This is a genomic window from Trinickia sp. Y13, from assembly GCF_029522115.1.
Lineage (GTDB): Bacteria > Pseudomonadota > Gammaproteobacteria > Burkholderiales > Burkholderiaceae > Trinickia.
Window position 1 is genome coordinate 532,362 of the sequence record NZ_JAKWFK010000001.1, and the last position, 16,844, is coordinate 549,205.

Annotated in this window: 17 protein-coding genes; 7 read left to right on the top strand and 10 right to left on the bottom strand. The window is 64.5% G+C overall.

The features are described 5' to 3' along the window. Positions 1 to 276 precede the first annotated feature (276 nt). The 9 genes from MMB74_RS02315 to MMB74_RS02355 form a co-directional block, all read right to left on the bottom strand. Positions 277 to 738, bottom strand: a complete 462-nt coding sequence (locus MMB74_RS02315; protein ID WP_277426970.1) for a peroxiredoxin — start codon at positions 736 to 738, stop codon at positions 277 to 279. Positions 739 to 833: 95 nt separating this feature from the next. Beyond that, the gene (locus MMB74_RS02320) at positions 834 to 1,730 is read right to left on the bottom strand and encodes a polysaccharide deacetylase family protein (protein ID WP_277426971.1); all 897 of its coding nucleotides are present in this window, start codon (positions 1,728 to 1,730) and stop codon (positions 834 to 836) included. A gap of 42 nt (positions 1,731 to 1,772) precedes the next feature. Beyond that, a complete protein-coding gene (locus tag MMB74_RS02325) occupies positions 1,773 to 2,849 on the bottom strand; it encodes a bifunctional UDP-4-keto-pentose/UDP-xylose synthase (RefSeq protein ID WP_277426972.1) in 1,077 nt (358 codons plus the stop codon). Next, on the bottom strand, positions 2,846 to 3,793 hold the full coding sequence (locus MMB74_RS02330; protein ID WP_277426973.1) for a formyltransferase: 948 nt from the start codon (positions 3,791 to 3,793) through the stop codon (positions 2,846 to 2,848). Before MMB74_RS02330 ends, MMB74_RS02325 begins: the two co-directional genes overlap by 4 nt. Continuing rightward, positions 3,790 to 4,839, bottom strand: coding sequence for a glycosyltransferase (locus MMB74_RS02335; RefSeq protein WP_277426974.1), 1,050 nt, complete (start codon positions 4,837 to 4,839; stop codon positions 3,790 to 3,792). The genes MMB74_RS02330 and MMB74_RS02335 overlap by 4 nt, the downstream gene beginning before the upstream one ends. 6 nt (positions 4,840 to 4,845) lie before the next feature. Beyond that, complete coding sequence (locus MMB74_RS02340; RefSeq protein WP_277426975.1) at positions 4,846 to 6,000, bottom strand: DegT/DnrJ/EryC1/StrS aminotransferase family protein; 1,155 nt, start codon at positions 5,998 to 6,000, stop codon at positions 4,846 to 4,848. Between the two features lie 121 nt (positions 6,001 to 6,121). Then, positions 6,122 to 6,493 (bottom strand): SMR family transporter, encoded by a 372-nt coding sequence (locus MMB74_RS02345; RefSeq protein ID WP_277426976.1) that lies wholly within the window; start codon positions 6,491 to 6,493, stop codon positions 6,122 to 6,124. A gap of 50 nt (positions 6,494 to 6,543) precedes the next feature. Beyond that, complete coding sequence (locus tag MMB74_RS02350) at positions 6,544 to 8,172, bottom strand: glycosyltransferase family 39 protein (protein WP_277427124.1); 1,629 nt, start codon at positions 8,170 to 8,172, stop codon at positions 6,544 to 6,546. Between the two features lie 242 nt (positions 8,173 to 8,414). After that, positions 8,415 to 8,789 carry an Mth938-like domain-containing protein gene (locus MMB74_RS02355; protein WP_277426977.1) on the bottom strand — a complete coding sequence of 125 codons (375 nt, stop codon included), beginning with the start codon at positions 8,787 to 8,789 and terminating at the stop codon, positions 8,415 to 8,417. 347 nt (positions 8,790 to 9,136) lie between these two features. Here MMB74_RS02355 and MMB74_RS02360 point away from each other — a divergent pair, with 347 nt between their 5' ends. The 6 genes from MMB74_RS02360 (at position 9,137) to moaE (ending at position 15,475) form a co-directional block, all read left to right on the top strand. Beyond that, on the top strand, positions 9,137 to 10,384 hold the full coding sequence (locus tag MMB74_RS02360; RefSeq protein ID WP_277426978.1) for a pyridoxal phosphate-dependent aminotransferase: 1,248 nt from the start codon (positions 9,137 to 9,139) through the stop codon (positions 10,382 to 10,384). An 81-nt stretch (positions 10,385 to 10,465) separates the two neighbouring features. After that, positions 10,466 to 11,791, top strand: a complete 1,326-nt coding sequence (locus MMB74_RS02365) for a homoserine dehydrogenase (RefSeq protein ID WP_277426979.1) — start codon at positions 10,466 to 10,468, stop codon at positions 11,789 to 11,791. 34 nt (positions 11,792 to 11,825) lie between these two features. Beyond that, positions 11,826 to 13,277, top strand: a complete 1,452-nt coding sequence (gene thrC / locus MMB74_RS02370) for a threonine synthase (protein WP_277426980.1) — start codon at positions 11,826 to 11,828, stop codon at positions 13,275 to 13,277. A gap of 115 nt (positions 13,278 to 13,392) precedes the next feature. Beyond that, positions 13,393 to 14,658, top strand: a complete 1,266-nt coding sequence (glp, locus tag MMB74_RS02375) for a gephyrin-like molybdotransferase Glp (RefSeq protein ID WP_277426981.1) — start codon at positions 13,393 to 13,395, stop codon at positions 14,656 to 14,658. Between the two features lie 37 nt (positions 14,659 to 14,695). Next, positions 14,696 to 14,953 (top strand): molybdopterin converting factor subunit 1, encoded by a 258-nt coding sequence (moaD, locus tag MMB74_RS02380; protein WP_277426982.1) that lies wholly within the window; start codon positions 14,696 to 14,698, stop codon positions 14,951 to 14,953. 39 nt (positions 14,954 to 14,992) lie between these two features. Next, positions 14,993 to 15,475: a molybdopterin synthase catalytic subunit MoaE gene (gene moaE / locus MMB74_RS02385; RefSeq protein WP_277426983.1), complete on the top strand. Its 483-nt coding sequence runs from the start codon at positions 14,993 to 14,995 to the stop codon at positions 15,473 to 15,475. A 22-nt stretch (positions 15,476 to 15,497) separates the two neighbouring features. On the opposite strand, the gene MMB74_RS02390 is transcribed toward moaE, so the two are convergent. Continuing rightward, the gene (locus tag MMB74_RS02390; protein WP_277426984.1) at positions 15,498 to 16,079 is read right to left on the bottom strand and encodes a group III truncated hemoglobin; all 582 of its coding nucleotides are present in this window, start codon (positions 16,077 to 16,079) and stop codon (positions 15,498 to 15,500) included. Positions 16,080 to 16,312: 233 nt separating this feature from the next. Between MMB74_RS02390 and MMB74_RS02395 the strand changes: the two genes are divergently transcribed. Next, positions 16,313 to 16,807: an Rrf2 family transcriptional regulator gene (locus MMB74_RS02395; protein ID WP_277426985.1), complete on the top strand. Its 495-nt coding sequence runs from the start codon at positions 16,313 to 16,315 to the stop codon at positions 16,805 to 16,807. Positions 16,808 to 16,844: the final 37 nt, after the last annotated feature.

Below are 16,844 nucleotides of genomic sequence, written 5' to 3' on the forward strand. Positions count from 1 at the left end.
GCGGTCCCGGGCCGGCCTGCTAGCGGCGCGTTTCAGGTTTCGGTTCGCCGGTTCGCCTAGATTTCGATCAGCTCCTTAGCAAAGGCCGGCGGCCGAACAGCCTCTGGCCGCCGAAAAACAAAAAAGCCGCCGCTCCTGTTGCGATGGAGCAAGCGGCTCGATTGCGAGCGTCGCGCGGCGCCTGGCGCGTAAAACGTCTGCCATGGCGACGACGCCGGCGCGGCTGCGGACAAGACGAAGTGAACGGGAACTCATTGCAACGCAATATAACGCGCGTCAAAGTGCTTGTACAGCCTCGAGCGTTTCATCGACGTGCCCGGGCACCTTCACCCCCCGCCATTCGCGCCTGAGCACGCCCTGAGCGTCGATCAAGAAGGTGGAGCGCTCGATGCCGCGAACTTCTTTGCCATACATCTTTTTCATTTTGATGACGCCGAACAGCGAGCACAGCGATTCGTCGGTGTCCGAGATCAGCGGGAACGGCAGTTCGAGTTTTGCCTTGAAGTTTTCGTGCGAGCGCAGGCTGTCGCGCGATACCCCGACGATCTCCGCGCCTGCCTTCTGAAATTGCGGGTAGAGGTCGCGAAACTGCAGCCCCTCCGTCGTGCACCCGGGCGTGTTGTCCTTCGGGTAGAAATACAGCACCAGCTTTTTACCACGCAGGCCGGACAGGGTGATCTCGCCGCCGGTCGCGGGAGCCGAAAAATCGGGGATGAGTTGGTCGACTGCAATAGGCACGTGGTTCTCCTGTTTTTATCGCGCGAATTGTCGAGTGGTTCGACGCGGGCCGCACGGCCGCGCAACCCGCCTATGCGGCGCCAAGCGGCCGGCGATCAGTCCGGCTGGACGATCAGCTCGCCCGAACGGCCCGGAATCGCGCCCCAGGTGACAGGGTACGATGGCAGCAGGCTACGGTCCAGCGCAGCATGGTAATCGCCCATCGTCGCAAAGGTATGACCTTGAGCTTGCCAGCCGGCAAGCAATCGCTCGAAGACGGGGGCGAGCTTTTGTCCTTCGAGCTCGGCATGCAGCGTGAACACTTGATCGTGAGCGTTGCGGGCCGTGGTGGCGAGCAAGCGCTCGGCAACGTTCGTTTCGTCGCATCCGTCGATGCCCAGCAGTTCGTCCAGCGTGGGTAGCGTGGTGGGCAGTTGCACGTGCCGAAGCGTTTTGCCATGGACGACGGGACGATACGGCGAGTGGCCCCGCCCATCGGACGAGTACGCCATGCCCCAAGCATCGATCTGTTCGAAAGCGTGCTCGTTCATTTGCCAGCCGGCCGATCCGTGCGTAGCCGGCGGCGCGCCGAAAATATCGGCGAACCGAGTGAAGCTTTTTTGCATCTGGCCGACGGTCCAGTCGCGCCCGCGCGAGCGGACGTTATCCTGCCAGTAGACATGGTCCCACGTGTGAATCCCGCATTCGAAGCCCGCTTCGTGAATCGCGCGCATATCGGCCACGGCGCGCCGGCCGATGTCGGGGCCGGGCAGCAGCACGCCGTACATGAGCTGCTTCACGCCGTAATGCTCGAGCACGGACGTGCGCGAGACCTTCTTCAGGAACCCGGGCCGCAGCACTCTGCGCAGCGCCCAGCCCGTGTGGTCGGGGCCGAGGCTGAACAGAAAAGTCGCGCGCGCCTTGAAGCGGTCGAGCATGCGCGCGAGATTGGGCACGCCTTCGCGCGTGCCGCGCAGCGTGTCGACGTCGATTTTCAGAACGATGCGGGGCAAAGACGGACCTCGAAATGTTGCGTCGGCGCGGCCGCGGCGAGCTTACTGCTGCTCGACGAGCGCGCGGGCGTCGGCAACGTGGCCGCGATACGCTTCGAAGATTTTGCGCAGGGCGTCGTCGAAGGTGGCCGTGGGCGCCCAGCCGAGTTCGGCCATCGTATTGTCGATCTTCGGCACGCGATTCTGGACGTCTTGATAACCCTTGCCGTAGTAAGCGCCCGACGACGTTTCGACGAGTTGCACGCCCTTGGCCGACTCCGCGTACTCGGTATATTCGGCGGCGAGCGCCAACATCTTATGGGCCAGCTCGCGCACCGAGAAGTTGTTCTTGGGATTGCCGATGTTGTAGATCTTGCCCGAGGCGATGCCGTCTTTGTTCTCGATGATCTTCATCAGCGCGCCGATGCCGTCGTCGATATCCGTGAACGCGCGCTTTTGCGAGCCGCCATCGACGAGGCTGATGTTCTCGCCGCGCACGATATGCCCCAAGAACTGCGTCACCACGCGCGAGCTGCCTTCCTTCGGCGTGTAGATCGAATCGAGGCCCGGCCCGATCCAGTTGAACGGGCGGAACAGCGTGAAATTGAGGCCCTCTTGCATGCCATAGCCCCAGATCACGCGGTCCATCAACTGCTTCGAGCAGGCGTAGATCCATCGCGGTTTGTTGATCGGGCCATAGGTGAGCGCCGATGCCTCGGGATCGAACTCGTCGTCGGCGCACATGCCGTAGACCTCGGACGTCGACGGAAACACGAGGTGCTTGCGGTACTTGACGGCCGAACGCACGATCGGCAAGTTCGCTTCGAAATCGAGCTCGAACACGCGCAGCGGCTGTTGCACGTAGGTAGCCGGCGTTGCGATCGCGACGAGCGGCAGGATCACGTCGCACTTCTTCACGTGATACTCCACCCACTCCTTGTTGATCGTGATGTCGCCTTCGAAGAAGTGCATCCGCTCGTGCTTCGTCAAATCGCCCAGCCTGTCCGTCTGCATATCCATGCCGAACACTTCCCAGTCGGTCGTCTCGAGGATGCGCTTGGACAAATGGTGGCCGATGAAGCCATTGACGCCGAGAATCAGGACTTTCTTAGCGGAACGTTCGGTTTTGGCGGGATTCATGAATGACTGGAACGGTAAGTGAGCTGGGCGAACTGGGCGGGGGTGACGACGGTTTCTTGCCCGTCGCGCTGATGCCGCAGTTCGAAAATGGCGATCGCACGCGCATCGCCGCATACGCCGAAACATGCATTATCGCTTACGTGCAGACCCGGGGGCAAATCGGCCAAACGGGCGTTGGCGATCGTTTCGAGACTGGCTAGGCGCGCGCGCGCGATGACGAAGCGCTCGCCGGCAATCTCGGTGAACGCGCCGGGGTAAGGCGGAGCAACCGCGCGCACGAGGTTGTAGACCTGCTGCGCGGGCTTGGACCAATCGATACGACCGTCTTCGGGCTTGCGCCCGCCGAAATAACTGCCGCGCGCAAGATCGTTCGGCAGATGCGGGGCTTCGCCCGCGAGCAGCGCCGGCAGCACGCGCCAGAGCGTTTGCTCGGCCGCGACCGTGACTTTATCGAACACTTCCTGCGCGGTATCGTCGGGCAGGATCGGCACGCTCGTCTGTCCGACGATCGCTCCGGCATCGGGCTTGGGCGCCATCTCATGCAGCGTGGCGCCGGTTTCGGTTTCGCCGTTGAGCACGGCCCAGTTCGTCGGCACGCGGCCTCGGTACTTGGGCAAGAGCGAGCCGTGCATGTTGTAGGCGCCACGCGGCGCGAGCGCAAGCAGGTCCGCCGGCAGCATGTGGCGGTAGTAGAACGAGAAGATGAAATCGGGCCGGGACCGGGCGAGCGCCTCGCGCAACGTCGCGCTCGTGGGATCGGCGGGCGTGATGGTCTCGATGCCGTGCTCGGCGGCCACTTGCGCAACGCTGCCGAACCAGATGCGCTCCGCCGGGTTGTCCTCGTGGGTGACGACGAGCGCGATGTCCACGCCGCGCGCAAGCAGCACGCGCAAGCAGCGCACGCCGACGTTGTGGTACGCGAAGACAACGGCGCGCGGCTTCATCGGTCTCGCTCCTCGCTCGGCGCGGGCCGAGCCGTCCCTACGTCGCGCGCCGCTTCTACGTTTCTCGCGGGGATGGGGGGCGCATCGCCGGGACGCGCTTCGAGCACCGTTTGCACGAGATAGCGAGGCCGTGCGCGGACTTGCTGATAAATGCGGCCGATGTACTCGCCGAGCAGCCCCAACGCGAAGATGATGACGCCGAGCATGAAGAACGTGATGGCGAACAGTGTGAACACACCCTGAACCTCCGCGCCGATGACGAAGCGCCGAATGACGAGCAGCAGAAACAAACCGGCCGATCCCATCGACAAGATTACGCCAATGAACGAAAGCCATTGCAGCGGCACGACCGAGAAGCCCGTCACGAGATCGAAGTTGAGCCGGATCAAGCTATAGAGCGAGTACTTCGATTCGCCCGCGAAGCGCTCTTCGTGGGCGACTTCGACTTCGATCGGGTTTTGCGCGAAGGTGTAGGCGAGGGCGGGGATGAACGTGTTGACCTCGCCGCATCGATTGATCGTATCGATGATTTGCCGGTTGTAGGCGCGCAGCATGCAACCCTGATCCGTCATTTTGATATGCGTGATGCGCTCGCGCAGGCGGTTCATCGCGCGCGACGCTTTGCGCCGCCAGAGCGTGTCCTGGCGCTGGATGCGGATCGAGCCGACATAGTCGTACCCTTCGCGCATCTTGGCGACCAGCTTGCCGATCTCTTCGGGTGGGTTCTGCAAATCGGCGTCGAGCGTGAGGACGATATCGCCGCGCGACTCCTCGAAGCCGGCGAGGATCGCCATATGCTGCCCGTAGTTGCCGTTGAGCAGCACGACGCGCGTCGTGTCGGGGCGCGCCCGAAACTGCTCGGCGAGCATCGCGGCCGATTTGTCGCGGCTGCCGTCGTTGATGAAGATGACTTCGTAGGTCGTGCCGAGCGCATCGAGCGCCGGATACAGACGCGCAAACAGCGCGCGCAGCCCGGCCTCCTCGTTGTAGACGGGGATGACGACCGAGACTTCAGGGTGTGCCGAACGGTGTTCCGTATAGCTCATGTCCGCTTATTTCCCAAATTGTTCGCAGATCTCGTTGACGGCGCCGCACACGCGCGCCACGTCACGCTCGGTCATCAGCGTGAACATCGGCAGCGTGACCGTCGTCGCGCCGAAGCGCTCGGCATGCGGAAACATGCCGGGCGCGAAACCGCGCGCGCGGTACAGCGTGAACAGGTGAATTGCCGGGTAATGCACGCCGGAGCCGATCCGGTACTCGTCATGCAGCTTTTGCATGAACGCGGCGCGATCGATCGTCAGGCGCTCGAGCGGCAGCGTGACTTGGAACATGTGCCAGTTGCCGTTCTCGAAGTCGGCCGGGGGCAAGCCCATGCCGATCTTCGCTGCCGCACCGCCTTCGAACCCCGCGAAATAGGCGCGCGCCAGCTTCTTGCGCTGGGCCGTGAACCGTTCGATCTGCGCGAGTTGGCCAAGGCCCACGCGCGCCGCCACGTCGGTCAGATTGTACTTGCCCCCGAGCAGATCGCAGTCCATGCCGTCGTATCCCGTGCGGGTGATGCCCTGCAGCCGGTATTTGCGTGCGAGTTCGGCTTCGTGCTCGTCGTTGAGCACGAGTGCGCCGCCCTCGATCGAGGTCAGATTCTTGTTCGCATGAAAACTGAAGGAAACGATGTCGCCCAGCTTGCCGATCCGCTCGCCGCGCCAGGTTGCGCCGAATGCTTGAGCCGCGTCCTCGATCACGCGCAGCCGGTAGGCGCGCGCAATGTCGTAGAGCCGGTCCATATCGACGGGCAAGCCGCCGAGAAAGACGGGAATGATCGCCTTCGTGCGCGGCGTGATCGCCTTTTCTAACAAATTCAGATCGATGTTGCGCGTGATGGGGTCGATGTCGACGAAGACGGGCGTCGCCCCCACTTCCAAGATCACGTTCGCCGTCGCGACCCACGATGCCGGGGTCGTGATCACTTCGTCGCCTGCGCCCACGCCCGCGATGCGCAGCCCGATTTCGAGCGTCGCCGTGCCGGAGTTGAACGTGCGCACCGGACGGCCTCCGCAATACGCCGACAGCGCCTGCTCGAACGCTTGGTTCTGCGGCCCGGTCGTGATCCAGCCGGAGCGCAGCACGTCGACGACGCCCGCGATCGTCTCCTCGTCGATTTCGGGGCGCACGAAAGGCAGGAAGGCAAGAGAGTCTAGAGTCATGGGCTTCGCTCGAGTACGAAATTGTTGAGTTCGTGGCGGCGCTCGGGGCGCCGCCTTTTTTTATCGTCGATGTGCATCCGAAGCGCGCCGGTTGCGGCCGGGCGCTCGACCATGGGGCAGCTCAACTGCGCGCAAGCACGAGCACGCCGATCAGAATGATGCCGATGCCGATCAGCCGTTGCAGGCTCAACGCTTCGCCGAACAAGTACCACGCCGCCACCGCGTTGACCACGTAGCCGAGCGAGAGCATCGGATAGGCGATCGACACGTCGACGCGCGAGAGGCCGACGATCCAGACGACGACGCTGACGACGTAGCACGCAAGACCGCCGATGATCGGCCACTGCATCGCGAGCTTCAGTCCGATCGGCAGAATGTTCGCACGGGTGAAATCGAAGTGTCCAACGGCGTTGACGCCGGCCTTGAGCAGCAATTGTGCGCAGGCGTTCAGTGCGACGCCCAATAGGATGCAAAAAAGCGAAATCGGATTCATCGATGCTCGGACGGTTGGACTCGGTGGGCGTAAGGGTGCGTTTGCGGTTTTCACGGTTTTTCCACGACGACGCGCCGCGTGTCGCGCGCGATCACGCGCATCGGCACGTGCTTGGCGGCCAATTGGTCGTAGAGTTCCGGCCGCATGACAGCCAGCGCATGCGGGTCGCCCGTCCAGCGGGCAATCCATGCATCGACGGTCGGCACCCATTTGGACGGCTCTTGGGACACGCCGAAGCTCAGTTCGTCGGGGTTGGCGACCATGATCGTCGTGTGGTCGACGTAAAACGGCAGTGTGTGGTCCAAGTAGCCGACCGAATAGAAAGGCGTGCCGGCCGGCACCCGGGCGAGGGCGGCTTTGACGGCCGGCGCGAGCAGAGCTCCTGAGCTTTGCCGGCCGAACACGTCGTGGCCCGTCCCGCCGATCGTGCAGAGCATGATCCAGCCCGCGGCGAAGGCGACGGCCGAAGCCAACACGCCGCGCTCGGCGCGCCGCAGCACGGCCAAGGCGGCCAACGTGAGGACCAGCGCAACGCCGATCGCCGCGAACACCCATACGCGAAACTCGCGGTAGAGTGCGTTCGGGGTGCGTGCGTCGCCGAAGCGGGCGAGGAAGACGGCGCCCACGGCCGCAGCGACGAGCAGTGCTAAATAACCGAGCAGGTGCCTGCGCCACGCTTGGCGCGAGAGGCGCGGCAGATACGCGCCGATGACGAAGGCGAGCGCCGGGGCGATCGGCAGCACGTACGAGACCAGCTTGGAGTGCGAGGCGCTGAAGAACAGGAAGATGAAGCCGGACCACACGATGAGCAGCTTGCCGGGCGCAAATCCGTTCGGCTGGCGCGGCTGCGCGAGCGCATGGCGCACGCTTTGCCAGGCTACCGAAAGCCACGGCAGGAAACCGATCAGCAAGACCGCCACGAAGTAATAGACGGGACCGGGGCGGTTCTGCGCGGGCGTCAGGTAGCGATCGAACTGCTGGACGATGAAGAAGAAATTCAGGAACTCGGGGTTGCGCTGCTGAACGAGCACGAACCAGGGCGTTGCGATCGCGAAGAAGACGACGAGCCCGCTCGGTAGATAGAGCCGTTTCCACAGCGCCCAATCGCGCACGATCAGCGAGTAGAGCACGAGCACCGCGCCCGGCAGGATGATGCCCACGAGCCCCTTGGATAGCACCGCGAGGGCCATCGCGGCCCAGCATACCCACATCCAGCGCCGCGCCGCGCTCGGCGCCGCACCGGGGCGCTGCGCGAGCAGCATCGAGCACAGCGTGAGCTCCATCCAAAAGGACAGGCCCATGTCGAGGGTGTTGAAGTGTCCCATCAACTCCCAATAGGGTGCGCCCGCGAGCACGAGCGCGGCGGCGAAGCCGGCCGTCGCGTTGAACACGCGAGCGCCCGTATAACCGGCCAGCAGGATGCCGGCGAAGCCGGTCAAGGCCGTATAGAGCCGGGCTTGCCAGGCGCCGATGCCGAACCAGGCGAACGTGAGCGCGTTCATCCAAGTTTGGAGCGGCGGCTTCTCGAAGTATTTGTAGCCGTTGTAGCGCGGCGTGATCCAATCGCCCGTGAGGAACATTTCGCGCGCCATTTCGGCGTAGCGGCCTTCGTCGCTCGGTACGAGATGCCGCCATCCCAGCGGGACGAACCAGACGAGCGCGAGCACAAAGACGAGCATGGCGATCGCGATGCCGCTGACGGGCCAAGGTGTCGCGGCGCCGTCCGCCTGCGGCGCGCCGGCGCTTCGAGCGGCGCCGACGGCGCGAGGAGAGCGTTGAAACGACATGGGTTCGGTATCAGTGTCTATCTAGGTGGATCGAACGGAGTGCGCAGCGAACGCTATGCTCAAACGGTACCCCGCCGCGTGGGCGGGATTTGCTCGCGCACAGCACGGAGAAACAACGCGGCGCGACCGAGCGCTCATCGTTCGATGAGCAATGCCGCGGCGACGCGCCGGCCTTCGGCCATCAGAATGTTGTACGTACGGCAAGCGGCCATGAAGTCCATCGTCTCGACGCCGATGCGGCGGGTGCTGAGCGATGCCGTGAGCCGCGGGTGCGGAAAGCGCAGCCGCGCGCCGCTGCCGAACACGACGACCTCGGGCGCTTGGTCGAGCAGCAGTTCGAAATGCGCCGGGTCGAGCGCGTCGAACGACGACACGGGCCAATCGATGACCGGCGTATCGGGCAGCAGCAAGATGCTGCTTTCGTGACGCACGAGATTGACGTCGACGTAATGGGCGCCGTAACCGGTCACGGTGTTGAGCGCGCCGCTGGAGTCCTGGTGTAATTTCAAATCGGTTTCCGTAGTTCCGCCGGGTGCGGCATGGCCGGCCGCAACCGCATCTTGGCTCGGCCGCATGCCCGAAAGGGGCCTCTCGCGACGATTGTGCATTGCGAAAGTCGGCCGAAATCCGCTAAATTATAGCTTTTTAGCCGCCCCGCGGCGGCCGGCATCGTGCATCCGCGCGAGCGAACTCCACTCACCGCCCCTGCGCGCGCCAAAAGCGCCGCCGTTCAGGACGGTCTGCTGCGCAGGTTCGACCGGCACACTCAACGCTGGCCGGGCGCGACGCGCTTGATCGCGCCGAGCGCCGCTTGCTCGGCCACCGCTCCCCGTATTTCGGCTCTCCCCAGGAAATAGTGCCCGCCGTGAAACCGATTCTGAAATCGAACAAACTGCTCAACGTCTGTTACGACATTCGCGGCCCCGTGCTCGAGCACGCGAAGCGTCTCGAGGAGGACGGGCATCGCATCATCAAGCTGAACATCGGCAATCTGGCGCCGTTCGGCTTCGATGCGCCCGACGAGATCATTCAAGACGTGATCCGCAATCTGCCGGCTTCCGCGGGGTATTCCGATTCGAAGGGCGTGTTCGCCGCGCGCAAGGCGATCATGCATTACTCGCAGCAAAAAGGCGTGCTGGGCGTCGAATTGGACGACATCTACATCGGCAACGGCGCCTCCGAGCTCATCGTGATGGCCATGCAGGCGCTGCTCAACGATGGCGACGAAGTCCTGCTGCCGGCGCCCGACTACCCGCTCTGGACCGCGGCGGTCAGCCTGTCGGGCGGCACGCCGGTGCACTATTTATGCGACGAATCGAACGGCTGGATGCCCGATCTGGACGACTTGCGCTCGAAGATCACGCCGCGCACGCGCGCGCTCGTCGTCATCAATCCGAACAACCCCACGGGCGCGCTGTATTCCGACGAACTCTTGCTCGACCTGCTCGAGATCGCCCGCCAGCACGGCTTGGTCGTCTTTGCGGACGAGGTCTACGACAAGATCGTCTACGACGGCAAGAAGCATACGTCGCTTGCCGCGCTGTCCGACGACGTGCTGACCGTGACGTTCAACAGCTTATCCAAGAGCTACCGCTCGTGCGGCTATCGCGCCGGCTGGATGTACGTCTCGGGCTTGACCGGCGAGAACCGCCGCCATGGCAAGGATTACTTCGAGGGGCTCGGCATCCTCGCTTCCATGCGGCTGTGCCCGAACGTGCCGGGGCAATATGCCATTCAAACGGCGCTCGGGGGCTATCAAAGCATCAACGATCTGATCGCCCCGGGCGGGCGGCTCTACAAACAGCGGCAGGTCGCCTACGAGATGCTCAACGCCATTCCCGGCGTGAGCTGCGTCAAGCCCGAAGCGGCGCTGTACATGTTTCCGCGGCTCGACCCCGAGGTCTACCCGATCAAGGACGATCAGCAATTCATCCTCGACCTGCTACTCGAAGAACGCGTATTGCTCGTGCAGGGGACGGGCTTCAATTGGCCGCGGCCCGATCATTTCCGGGTCGTGTTCCTGCCGAACGTGGATGATTTGACCGATTCGATCAATCGGATCGGACGCTTCCTCGAAGGCTATCGCAAACGCCACGGCGGCTGATCGCGGCACGGGCCGAGCCGCACGCGGCTCCCGGCGCGCCGCGCTTGCCTTTCAACGATTTATCTAACTAGAACACGCTGCATGGAATCGATCAAAGTTGGCTTGTTGGGCTTCGGCACGGTAGGCAGCGGCACCTTCACGGTGCTGCGCCGCAACCAGGAAGAGATCAAACGCCGCGCGGGCCGCGGGATCGAGGTGTCCCGCATTGCCGTGCGCAATCCGGCGAAGGCCCTGGCCGTGCTCGGCGATTGCGCGAAGAGCGTCGAGGTGGGCAGCGACTTCGCGGCCGTGGTCGACGATCCGTCCATCGCGATCGTCGCCGAAATGATCGGCGGCACCGGCATCGCGCGCGAACTGGTGCTGCGCGCCATTGCGCAGGGCAAGCACGTGGTGACGGCGAACAAGGCGCTGCTCGCCGTGCACGGCACCGAGATCTTCGAGGCGGCGCGGGCCAAGGGCGTGATGGTGGCGTTCGAGGCGGCCGTGGCCGGCGGCATTCCGATCATCAAGGCGCTGCGCGAAGGCTTGACGGCCAACCGCATCCAGTCGATCACGGGCATCATCAACGGCACGACCAATTACATCTTGTCGGAGATGCGTGAGCGCGGGCTCGATTTCGCGACGGCGCTCAAGGGCGCGCAGGCGCTTGGCTATGCCGAAGCCGATCCGACCTTCGACGTCGAAGGCGTGGATGCCGCGCACAAGCTCACGATCATGAGCGCGATCGCTTTCGGCATCCCGATGCAATTCGACCGCGCCCATATCGAGGGCATCAGCAAGCTCGCGTCGATCGACATCAAATACGCCGAGGACCTCGGCTACCGCATCAAGCTGCTCGGCATCACGCGCCGCACCGATCGGGGCATCGAGTTGCGCGTGCATCCCACGCTGATCTCGGCCAAGCGTTTGCTCGCCAATGTCGAGGGTGCGATGAACGCCGTCGAGGTGCATGGCGACGCCGTGGGCGCCACGCTCTACTACGGCAAGGGCGCGGGCGCGGAGCCGACGGCTTCGGCCGTGGTCGCCGATCTGGTCGACGTGACGCGCCTCGATACGGCCGATCCGGGCCATCGCGTGCCGCATCTCGCGTTCCAACCGCAGAGCGTGTCCGATACCACCGTGCTGCCGATCGACGAAGTGACGAGCGGCTACTATCTGCGCCTGCGCGTGGCCGACGTCACGGGCGTGCTGGCCGATATCACGCGCATCTTGGCCGACGCGGGGATTTCCATCGACGCGCTACTGCAAAAGGAATCGGAGCAGATCGCCGACAACGGCGAGACCGACGTCGTCATCATCACGCACACCACGCTCGAGAAGAACGTCGACGCGGCGATCGCGCGCATCGAAGCGCTTTCGACCGTCGTGTCGAGCGTGACGAAGCTGCGAATGGAAGCGGAATGCTGAGCCACTCACCGAAATCGAAGTCACGAAGCCGACTATGAACTACATCTCGACGCGAGGCGCCGGCATCGGCGAGCGCCATACGTTCTCCGATATCTTGCTCACGGGGCTCGCCAAAGACGGCGGCCTCTATCTGCCGGCCGCGTATCCGCGCGTGACGGCCGACGAGCTTGCACGTTGGCGCACGCTTGCTTATGCCGACTTGGCCTTCGAGGTGCTCGGCAAGTTCTGCGACGATATTCCCGCAGCCGATCTGCATGAGCTCACGCGCCGCACTTATCGCGCCGATGTCTATAGCAACGTGCGCGCCGGCGAAAATGCGAGCGACATTACGCCGCTCACCGCGCTCGGCGTCGAGGGTGGCGCGCCGCTATCGCTGCTCGCGTTGTCGAACGGGCCGACGCTCGCATTCAAAGATATGGCGATGCAGTTGCTCGGCAACTTGTTCGAGTACGCGCTCGCCAAGCATGGGCAAACCCTCAATATCCTCGGTGCGACGTCGGGCGACACGGGCAGCGCGGCCGAGTATGCGATGCGCGGCAAGGCCGGCATTCGCGTCTTCATGCTGTCGCCGCACCGCAAGATGAGCGCGTTTCAAACGGCGCAGATGTACAGCTTGCAAGAGCCGAACATCTTCAACTTGGCAATCGAAGGCGTGTTCGACGACTGCCAGGATATCGTCAAGGCCGTCTCGAACGATCACGCCTTCAAGGCGCAGCATCGGATCGGCACGGTCAACTCGATCAACTGGGCGCGCGTCGTCGCGCAGGTCGTGTACTACTTCAAGGGCTACTTCGCGGCGACGCGCTCGAACGACGCGCGCGTGTCGTTCACGGTGCCCTCGGGCAACTTCGGCAATGTCTGCGCGGGACACATCGCCCGCATGATGGGGCTGCCGATCGAAAAGCTCGTCGTCGCCACCAACGAGAACGACGTGCTCGACGAATTCTTCCGCACGGGCGCTTATCGCGTGCGCGCCGCGGCGCAGACCTACCATACGAGCAGTCCTAGCATGGACATCTCGAAAGCGTCCAATTTCGAGCGCTTCGTGTTCGATTTGCTCGGCCGCGATCCGGCGCGCGTGCTGCAGCTCTTTCGCGACGTCGAAGAAAAGGGCGGGTTCGATCTGGCCGCCAGCGGCGATTTCGCCCGCGTGCGCGAGTTCGGTTTCGTGTCGGGGCGCAGCACGCACGACGATCGCATTGCGACGATCCGCGACGTGTTCGCGCGTTATGGACAGGTCATCGACACGCACACGGCCGACGGCCTGAAAGTCGCACGCGAGCATTTGGACGTGGGCGTGCCGATGGTCGTGCTCGAAACGGCGCAGCCGATCAAGTTCGGCGAGTCGATCCGCGAAGCGCTCGGGCGCGATCCTCAGCGTCCGCCGGCGTTCGACGGGCTCGAAGCGCTGCCGCAACGCTTCGAGGTGCTGCCGGCCGAGGCGGAGCGCGTCAAGGCTTTCATCGCCGAGCGCGCGCTCGACTGAACGCGGGCGGCGGGCGGACATAAAACCGCCCGCCACGGGCCTTCCCGTGCCCACGCATGCCGGTTTGGCGCCGCCTCGCTACAATGAGGGTTTTCGCAGCGAGAATCGCTTGCCGATGTCGACGCCCAACCCATCTGCTTACCGCGCCCCCCTGTTATCCACTGCTGAAGCGTTGTCTGCGCTATTGGCGGCCGCCGCTCCCGTTGCCGAAACCGAATCGGTCTCGACGCGCGATGGGCTCGGGCGCGTGCTTGCCGCGGATATCGTATCGACGCTCGACGTCCCGCCGGTGCACACGAGCTCGATGGACGGGTACGCGGTGCGCGTGGCAGACCTGACACACGGCGAGCGGCGCTTGCCCATCTCTCAACGCGTGGCCGCGGGCCAATCGCCGCAGCCGCTGGCCGAGGGGACGGCTGCCCGTATCTTTACGGGCGCGCCGGTGCCGCCCGGCGCCGACGCCGTCGTCATGCAAGAACAGGCGGAAGCGGACGGCGGCGTCGTCTCGATCCTCCACACCCCCAAAGTCGGCGAGTGGATCACGGCGCAAGGCGCGGACATCCGCCGCGGCGCGGTGATCCTTCCGGCCGGCACTCGGCTTTCCCCGCAGGCGCTCGGGCTCGCGGCATCGGTCGGTTGCGCGAGGCTCGACGTGACGCGGCGCTTGAAAGTCGCGGTGTTCTTCACCGGCGACGAGTTGACGATGCCAGGCGAGCCGCTCGCGCCAGGCGGCATCTACAACTCGAACCGGTTTACGCTCGTCGCTTTGCTCACGCGCTTGAACTGCGATGTGACCGACTTGGGTATCGTCCCCGATCGGCTGGATGCGACGCGCGGGGCCTTGACCGCTGCGGCGCGCGATCATGATCTGATTCTGACCTCGGGCGGCGTCTCGGTCGGGGAAGAAGACCACGTGAAACCGGCCGTCGAATCGTTGGGCCGTCTCGCGCTCTGGCAGATTGCAATGAAGCCCGGCAAGCCGCTTGCGTTCGGCGCGGTGCGCAAGCCGCCGCACGGCGCACCGATCGAAGGCGCCGCCGAAACGCATTTCATCGGTCTGCCCGGCAATCCCGTATCGAGTTTCGTGACGTTTCTGTTGTTCGTCCGCCCGTTTCTGCTGCGCCTATCGGGGATGCGCGAAGTCGCGCCGCGCGCGTGGTCGTTGCGAGCCGATTTCACGCAGGCCAAGGGCGATCGCCGCAACGAATTTCTGCGCGCACGCGTCAATGCGGCGGGCGGGCTCGATCTATTTGCGAACCAGAGTTCGGCGGTGCTCACCTCTACGGTCTGGGGCGACGGGCTCATCGACAATCCCCCCAATCACGCGATCAGCGCCGGCGAGACGGTTCGGTTCCTTCCTTTTTCCGAATTGCTCGACTGAACGCCGAATCGATCGCCCACTCAACCGGTAAGCGGACATGAAACTAGAGTTGAGGTACTTTGCGAGCGTGCGCGAAGCGCTCGGCACGTCGCAGGAAACGGTGGAGGTGCCCGATGGCATCGCCACCGTCGGTGATGTGCGGGCCTGGCTGCGTGCGCGCGGCGGGGCGTGGGCAGAGACGCTCGCCGAGGGGCGGGCGCTGCGCATGGCTTGCAACCACACCATGACCGACGCAGGGACGCGCCTCACGGATGGCTGCGAAGTCGCCTTTTTCCCGCCTGTTACGGGCGGCTGAGCGCGTGCGTTACCCGAATCGACTGGAGCCGAGGCCATCATGACCGTTCGCGTGCAAACCGAGGATTTCGACCTGTCGGCCGAAATCGCCGCCCTGCGGGCCGAAAATGCGCAAGTCGGTGCCGTCGTCGCGTTCGTCGGGACGGTGCGCGATTTGAACGACGGCGAAGACGTCTCTGCGATGGAACTCGAGCATTACCCGGGCATGACCGAAAAAGCGCTCGAAGCGATCGTCGAAGACGCCAAGCGCCGCTGGCCGGGGGCTCAAGTGCTGATCGTGCACCGGGTGGGCAAGCTGTATCCGCGCGATCAGATCGTCCTGGCCGCGGCCACATCGGCGCATCGGCACGATGCGTTCGACGTCTGCTCGTTCGTGATGGATTACCTGAAGACGCAAGCGCCGTTCTGGAAGAAGGAGACGACGCCAAGCGGCGAGCGGTGGGTAGATGCCCGCGTCTCCGATGACGCGGCGTTAGCCCGATGGGGGCTGACCTCGACGAACGTGACGCCGAGCGACGAGTAACGGACGACGGACGGCCCCCGGGTTACTCGCCGCCGTCGGCGTCCGAGCCCGGTGGGGACCGGCCGACGCGCTTCGCCGGGAGCGGCTCTGCGCGGCGGCCCGGCTCGCCGGGCGCATCAGCGTTAGGCGCAGCGTCGGCAGCGTGCCGCCTCGGTGCGATCCGCTCGAGCAGCGCCTGTTGTTCCGCCGGAATGACATAGTCCCAGCCGAAGCGGCTTAGCTGCAGGCTTTGTGCGATCCGCAGCGCAGGCTCCATGAAGCGCACGGCCGCAGCCGGCTCGTAACGCTCGCAGACGGTGTCGAGGAACAGATGGAGCCAGCGGCTGAAGTGGCGAGGCTCGACGCCTTCGAGCGGTTGATGCGCCTGTTGGACGTTGCCGCGGTAGCGCTTGTCGCCGAGCACGAGGCTGCCCCAGAACGCGCACATCTTTGGCAAGTGCGTGTCCCAACGGCCTTCGAGCACGGCGTCGAAGACGGGACCGAGCAGCGCATCGGCGCGCACGCGATCGTAGAACGCGTAGACGAGTTCGCGAATGTTCGCCTCGGTCGGCGCTGGATAGCGCTCCGGCGGCATCCCGGAACCGTTTTGAGTAGAAGTGGACATCGAAATGCAGGGTCGGGCGCTGGGATTGGGACAGAATTTGTCGAAAACTGCGCGCCAGGCCGACTAAATTACAGTAATCCGCTAGGGGTGGCAGCAGCCAGCAGACCTGCGCGCCCGATGCATGTTATGGTCAAGCCGCCTTCTATACAACCCTTCGCGCGGTGCGGTCTTGCGGGCGGTTCACAGCCGTCGCGCAAGCGTGCGCCGAGCCACGTTCGATCGATTGCCTGCCGATGAGACTGACCGACTACACCGACTATGCCCTGCGCGTGCTGCTGTTCCTGGCCGTGCGCGAAGAGGGGCTGAGCACGATTCAAGACATCTCCGATGCATACGGGATTTCTAAGAACCACTTGATGAAGGTGGTGCAACGGCTTGGCGAACTCGGCTGGATCGACACCGTGCGGGGACGCAACGGCGGGCTGCGCCTGAACCAGCGCTCGCTTGCGCTGACGATCGGCCAGGTCGTGCGTGCCACGGAAGGCGATTTCGCGATCGTCGGGTGCTTTGCGCGCGAGGGCGCCGAGCCGCGCAGCTGCGTCATCGAGCCGCAGTGCCGCCTCAAGCACGTATTCGAATCCGCCCGCGGCGCATTCCTTGCGGAGCTCGACCGGTACACGCTACGCGAGCTTGCGAGCCCGGCGGCGCCGCTGGCCGATCTGCTCGGCCTGCGCCCGCTGTCCGCCAGCGGCGCCGCCCGGCCTGTGGTGCCGATCACGGCCCGCTAGCGCTGGCCCCGTGGCGATCGCGCAGGCCCCTCCGAGC

Excerpts from the sequence above, each read along its gene's own strand:
- MMB74_RS02325 (WP_277426972.1), bottom strand. The coding sequence starts at position 2,849 with ATGAATCCCGCCAAAACCGAACGTTCCGCTAAGAAAGTCCTGATTCTC.
- MMB74_RS02330 (WP_277426973.1), bottom strand. The coding sequence starts at position 3,793 with ATGAAGCCGCGCGCCGTTGTCTTCGCGTACCACAACGTCGGCGTGCGC.
- MMB74_RS02335 (WP_277426974.1), bottom strand. The coding sequence starts at position 4,839 with ATGAGCTATACGGAACACCGTTCGGCACACCCTGAAGTCTCGGTCGTC.
- MMB74_RS02340 (WP_277426975.1), bottom strand. The coding sequence starts at position 6,000 with ATGACTCTAGACTCTCTTGCCTTCCTGCCTTTCGTGCGCCCCGAAATC.
- MMB74_RS02345 (WP_277426976.1), bottom strand. The coding sequence starts at position 6,493 with ATGAATCCGATTTCGCTTTTTTGCATCCTATTGGGCGTCGCACTGAAC.
- MMB74_RS02350 (WP_277427124.1), bottom strand. The coding sequence starts at position 8,172 with ATGCTCGTCTTTGTGCTCGCGCTCGTCTGGTTCGTCCCGCTGGGATGG.
- MMB74_RS02365 (WP_277426979.1), top strand. The coding sequence starts at position 10,466 with ATGGAATCGATCAAAGTTGGCTTGTTGGGCTTCGGCACGGTAGGCAGC.
- thrC (WP_277426980.1), top strand. The coding sequence starts at position 11,826 with ATGAACTACATCTCGACGCGAGGCGCCGGCATCGGCGAGCGCCATACG.
- glp (WP_277426981.1), top strand. The coding sequence starts at position 13,393 with ATGTCGACGCCCAACCCATCTGCTTACCGCGCCCCCCTGTTATCCACT.
- moaD (WP_277426982.1), top strand. The coding sequence starts at position 14,696 with ATGAAACTAGAGTTGAGGTACTTTGCGAGCGTGCGCGAAGCGCTCGGC.
- moaE (WP_277426983.1), top strand. The coding sequence starts at position 14,993 with ATGACCGTTCGCGTGCAAACCGAGGATTTCGACCTGTCGGCCGAAATC.
- MMB74_RS02390 (WP_277426984.1), bottom strand. The coding sequence starts at position 16,079 with ATGTCCACTTCTACTCAAAACGGTTCCGGGATGCCGCCGGAGCGCTAT.
- MMB74_RS02395 (WP_277426985.1), top strand. The coding sequence starts at position 16,313 with ATGAGACTGACCGACTACACCGACTATGCCCTGCGCGTGCTGCTGTTC.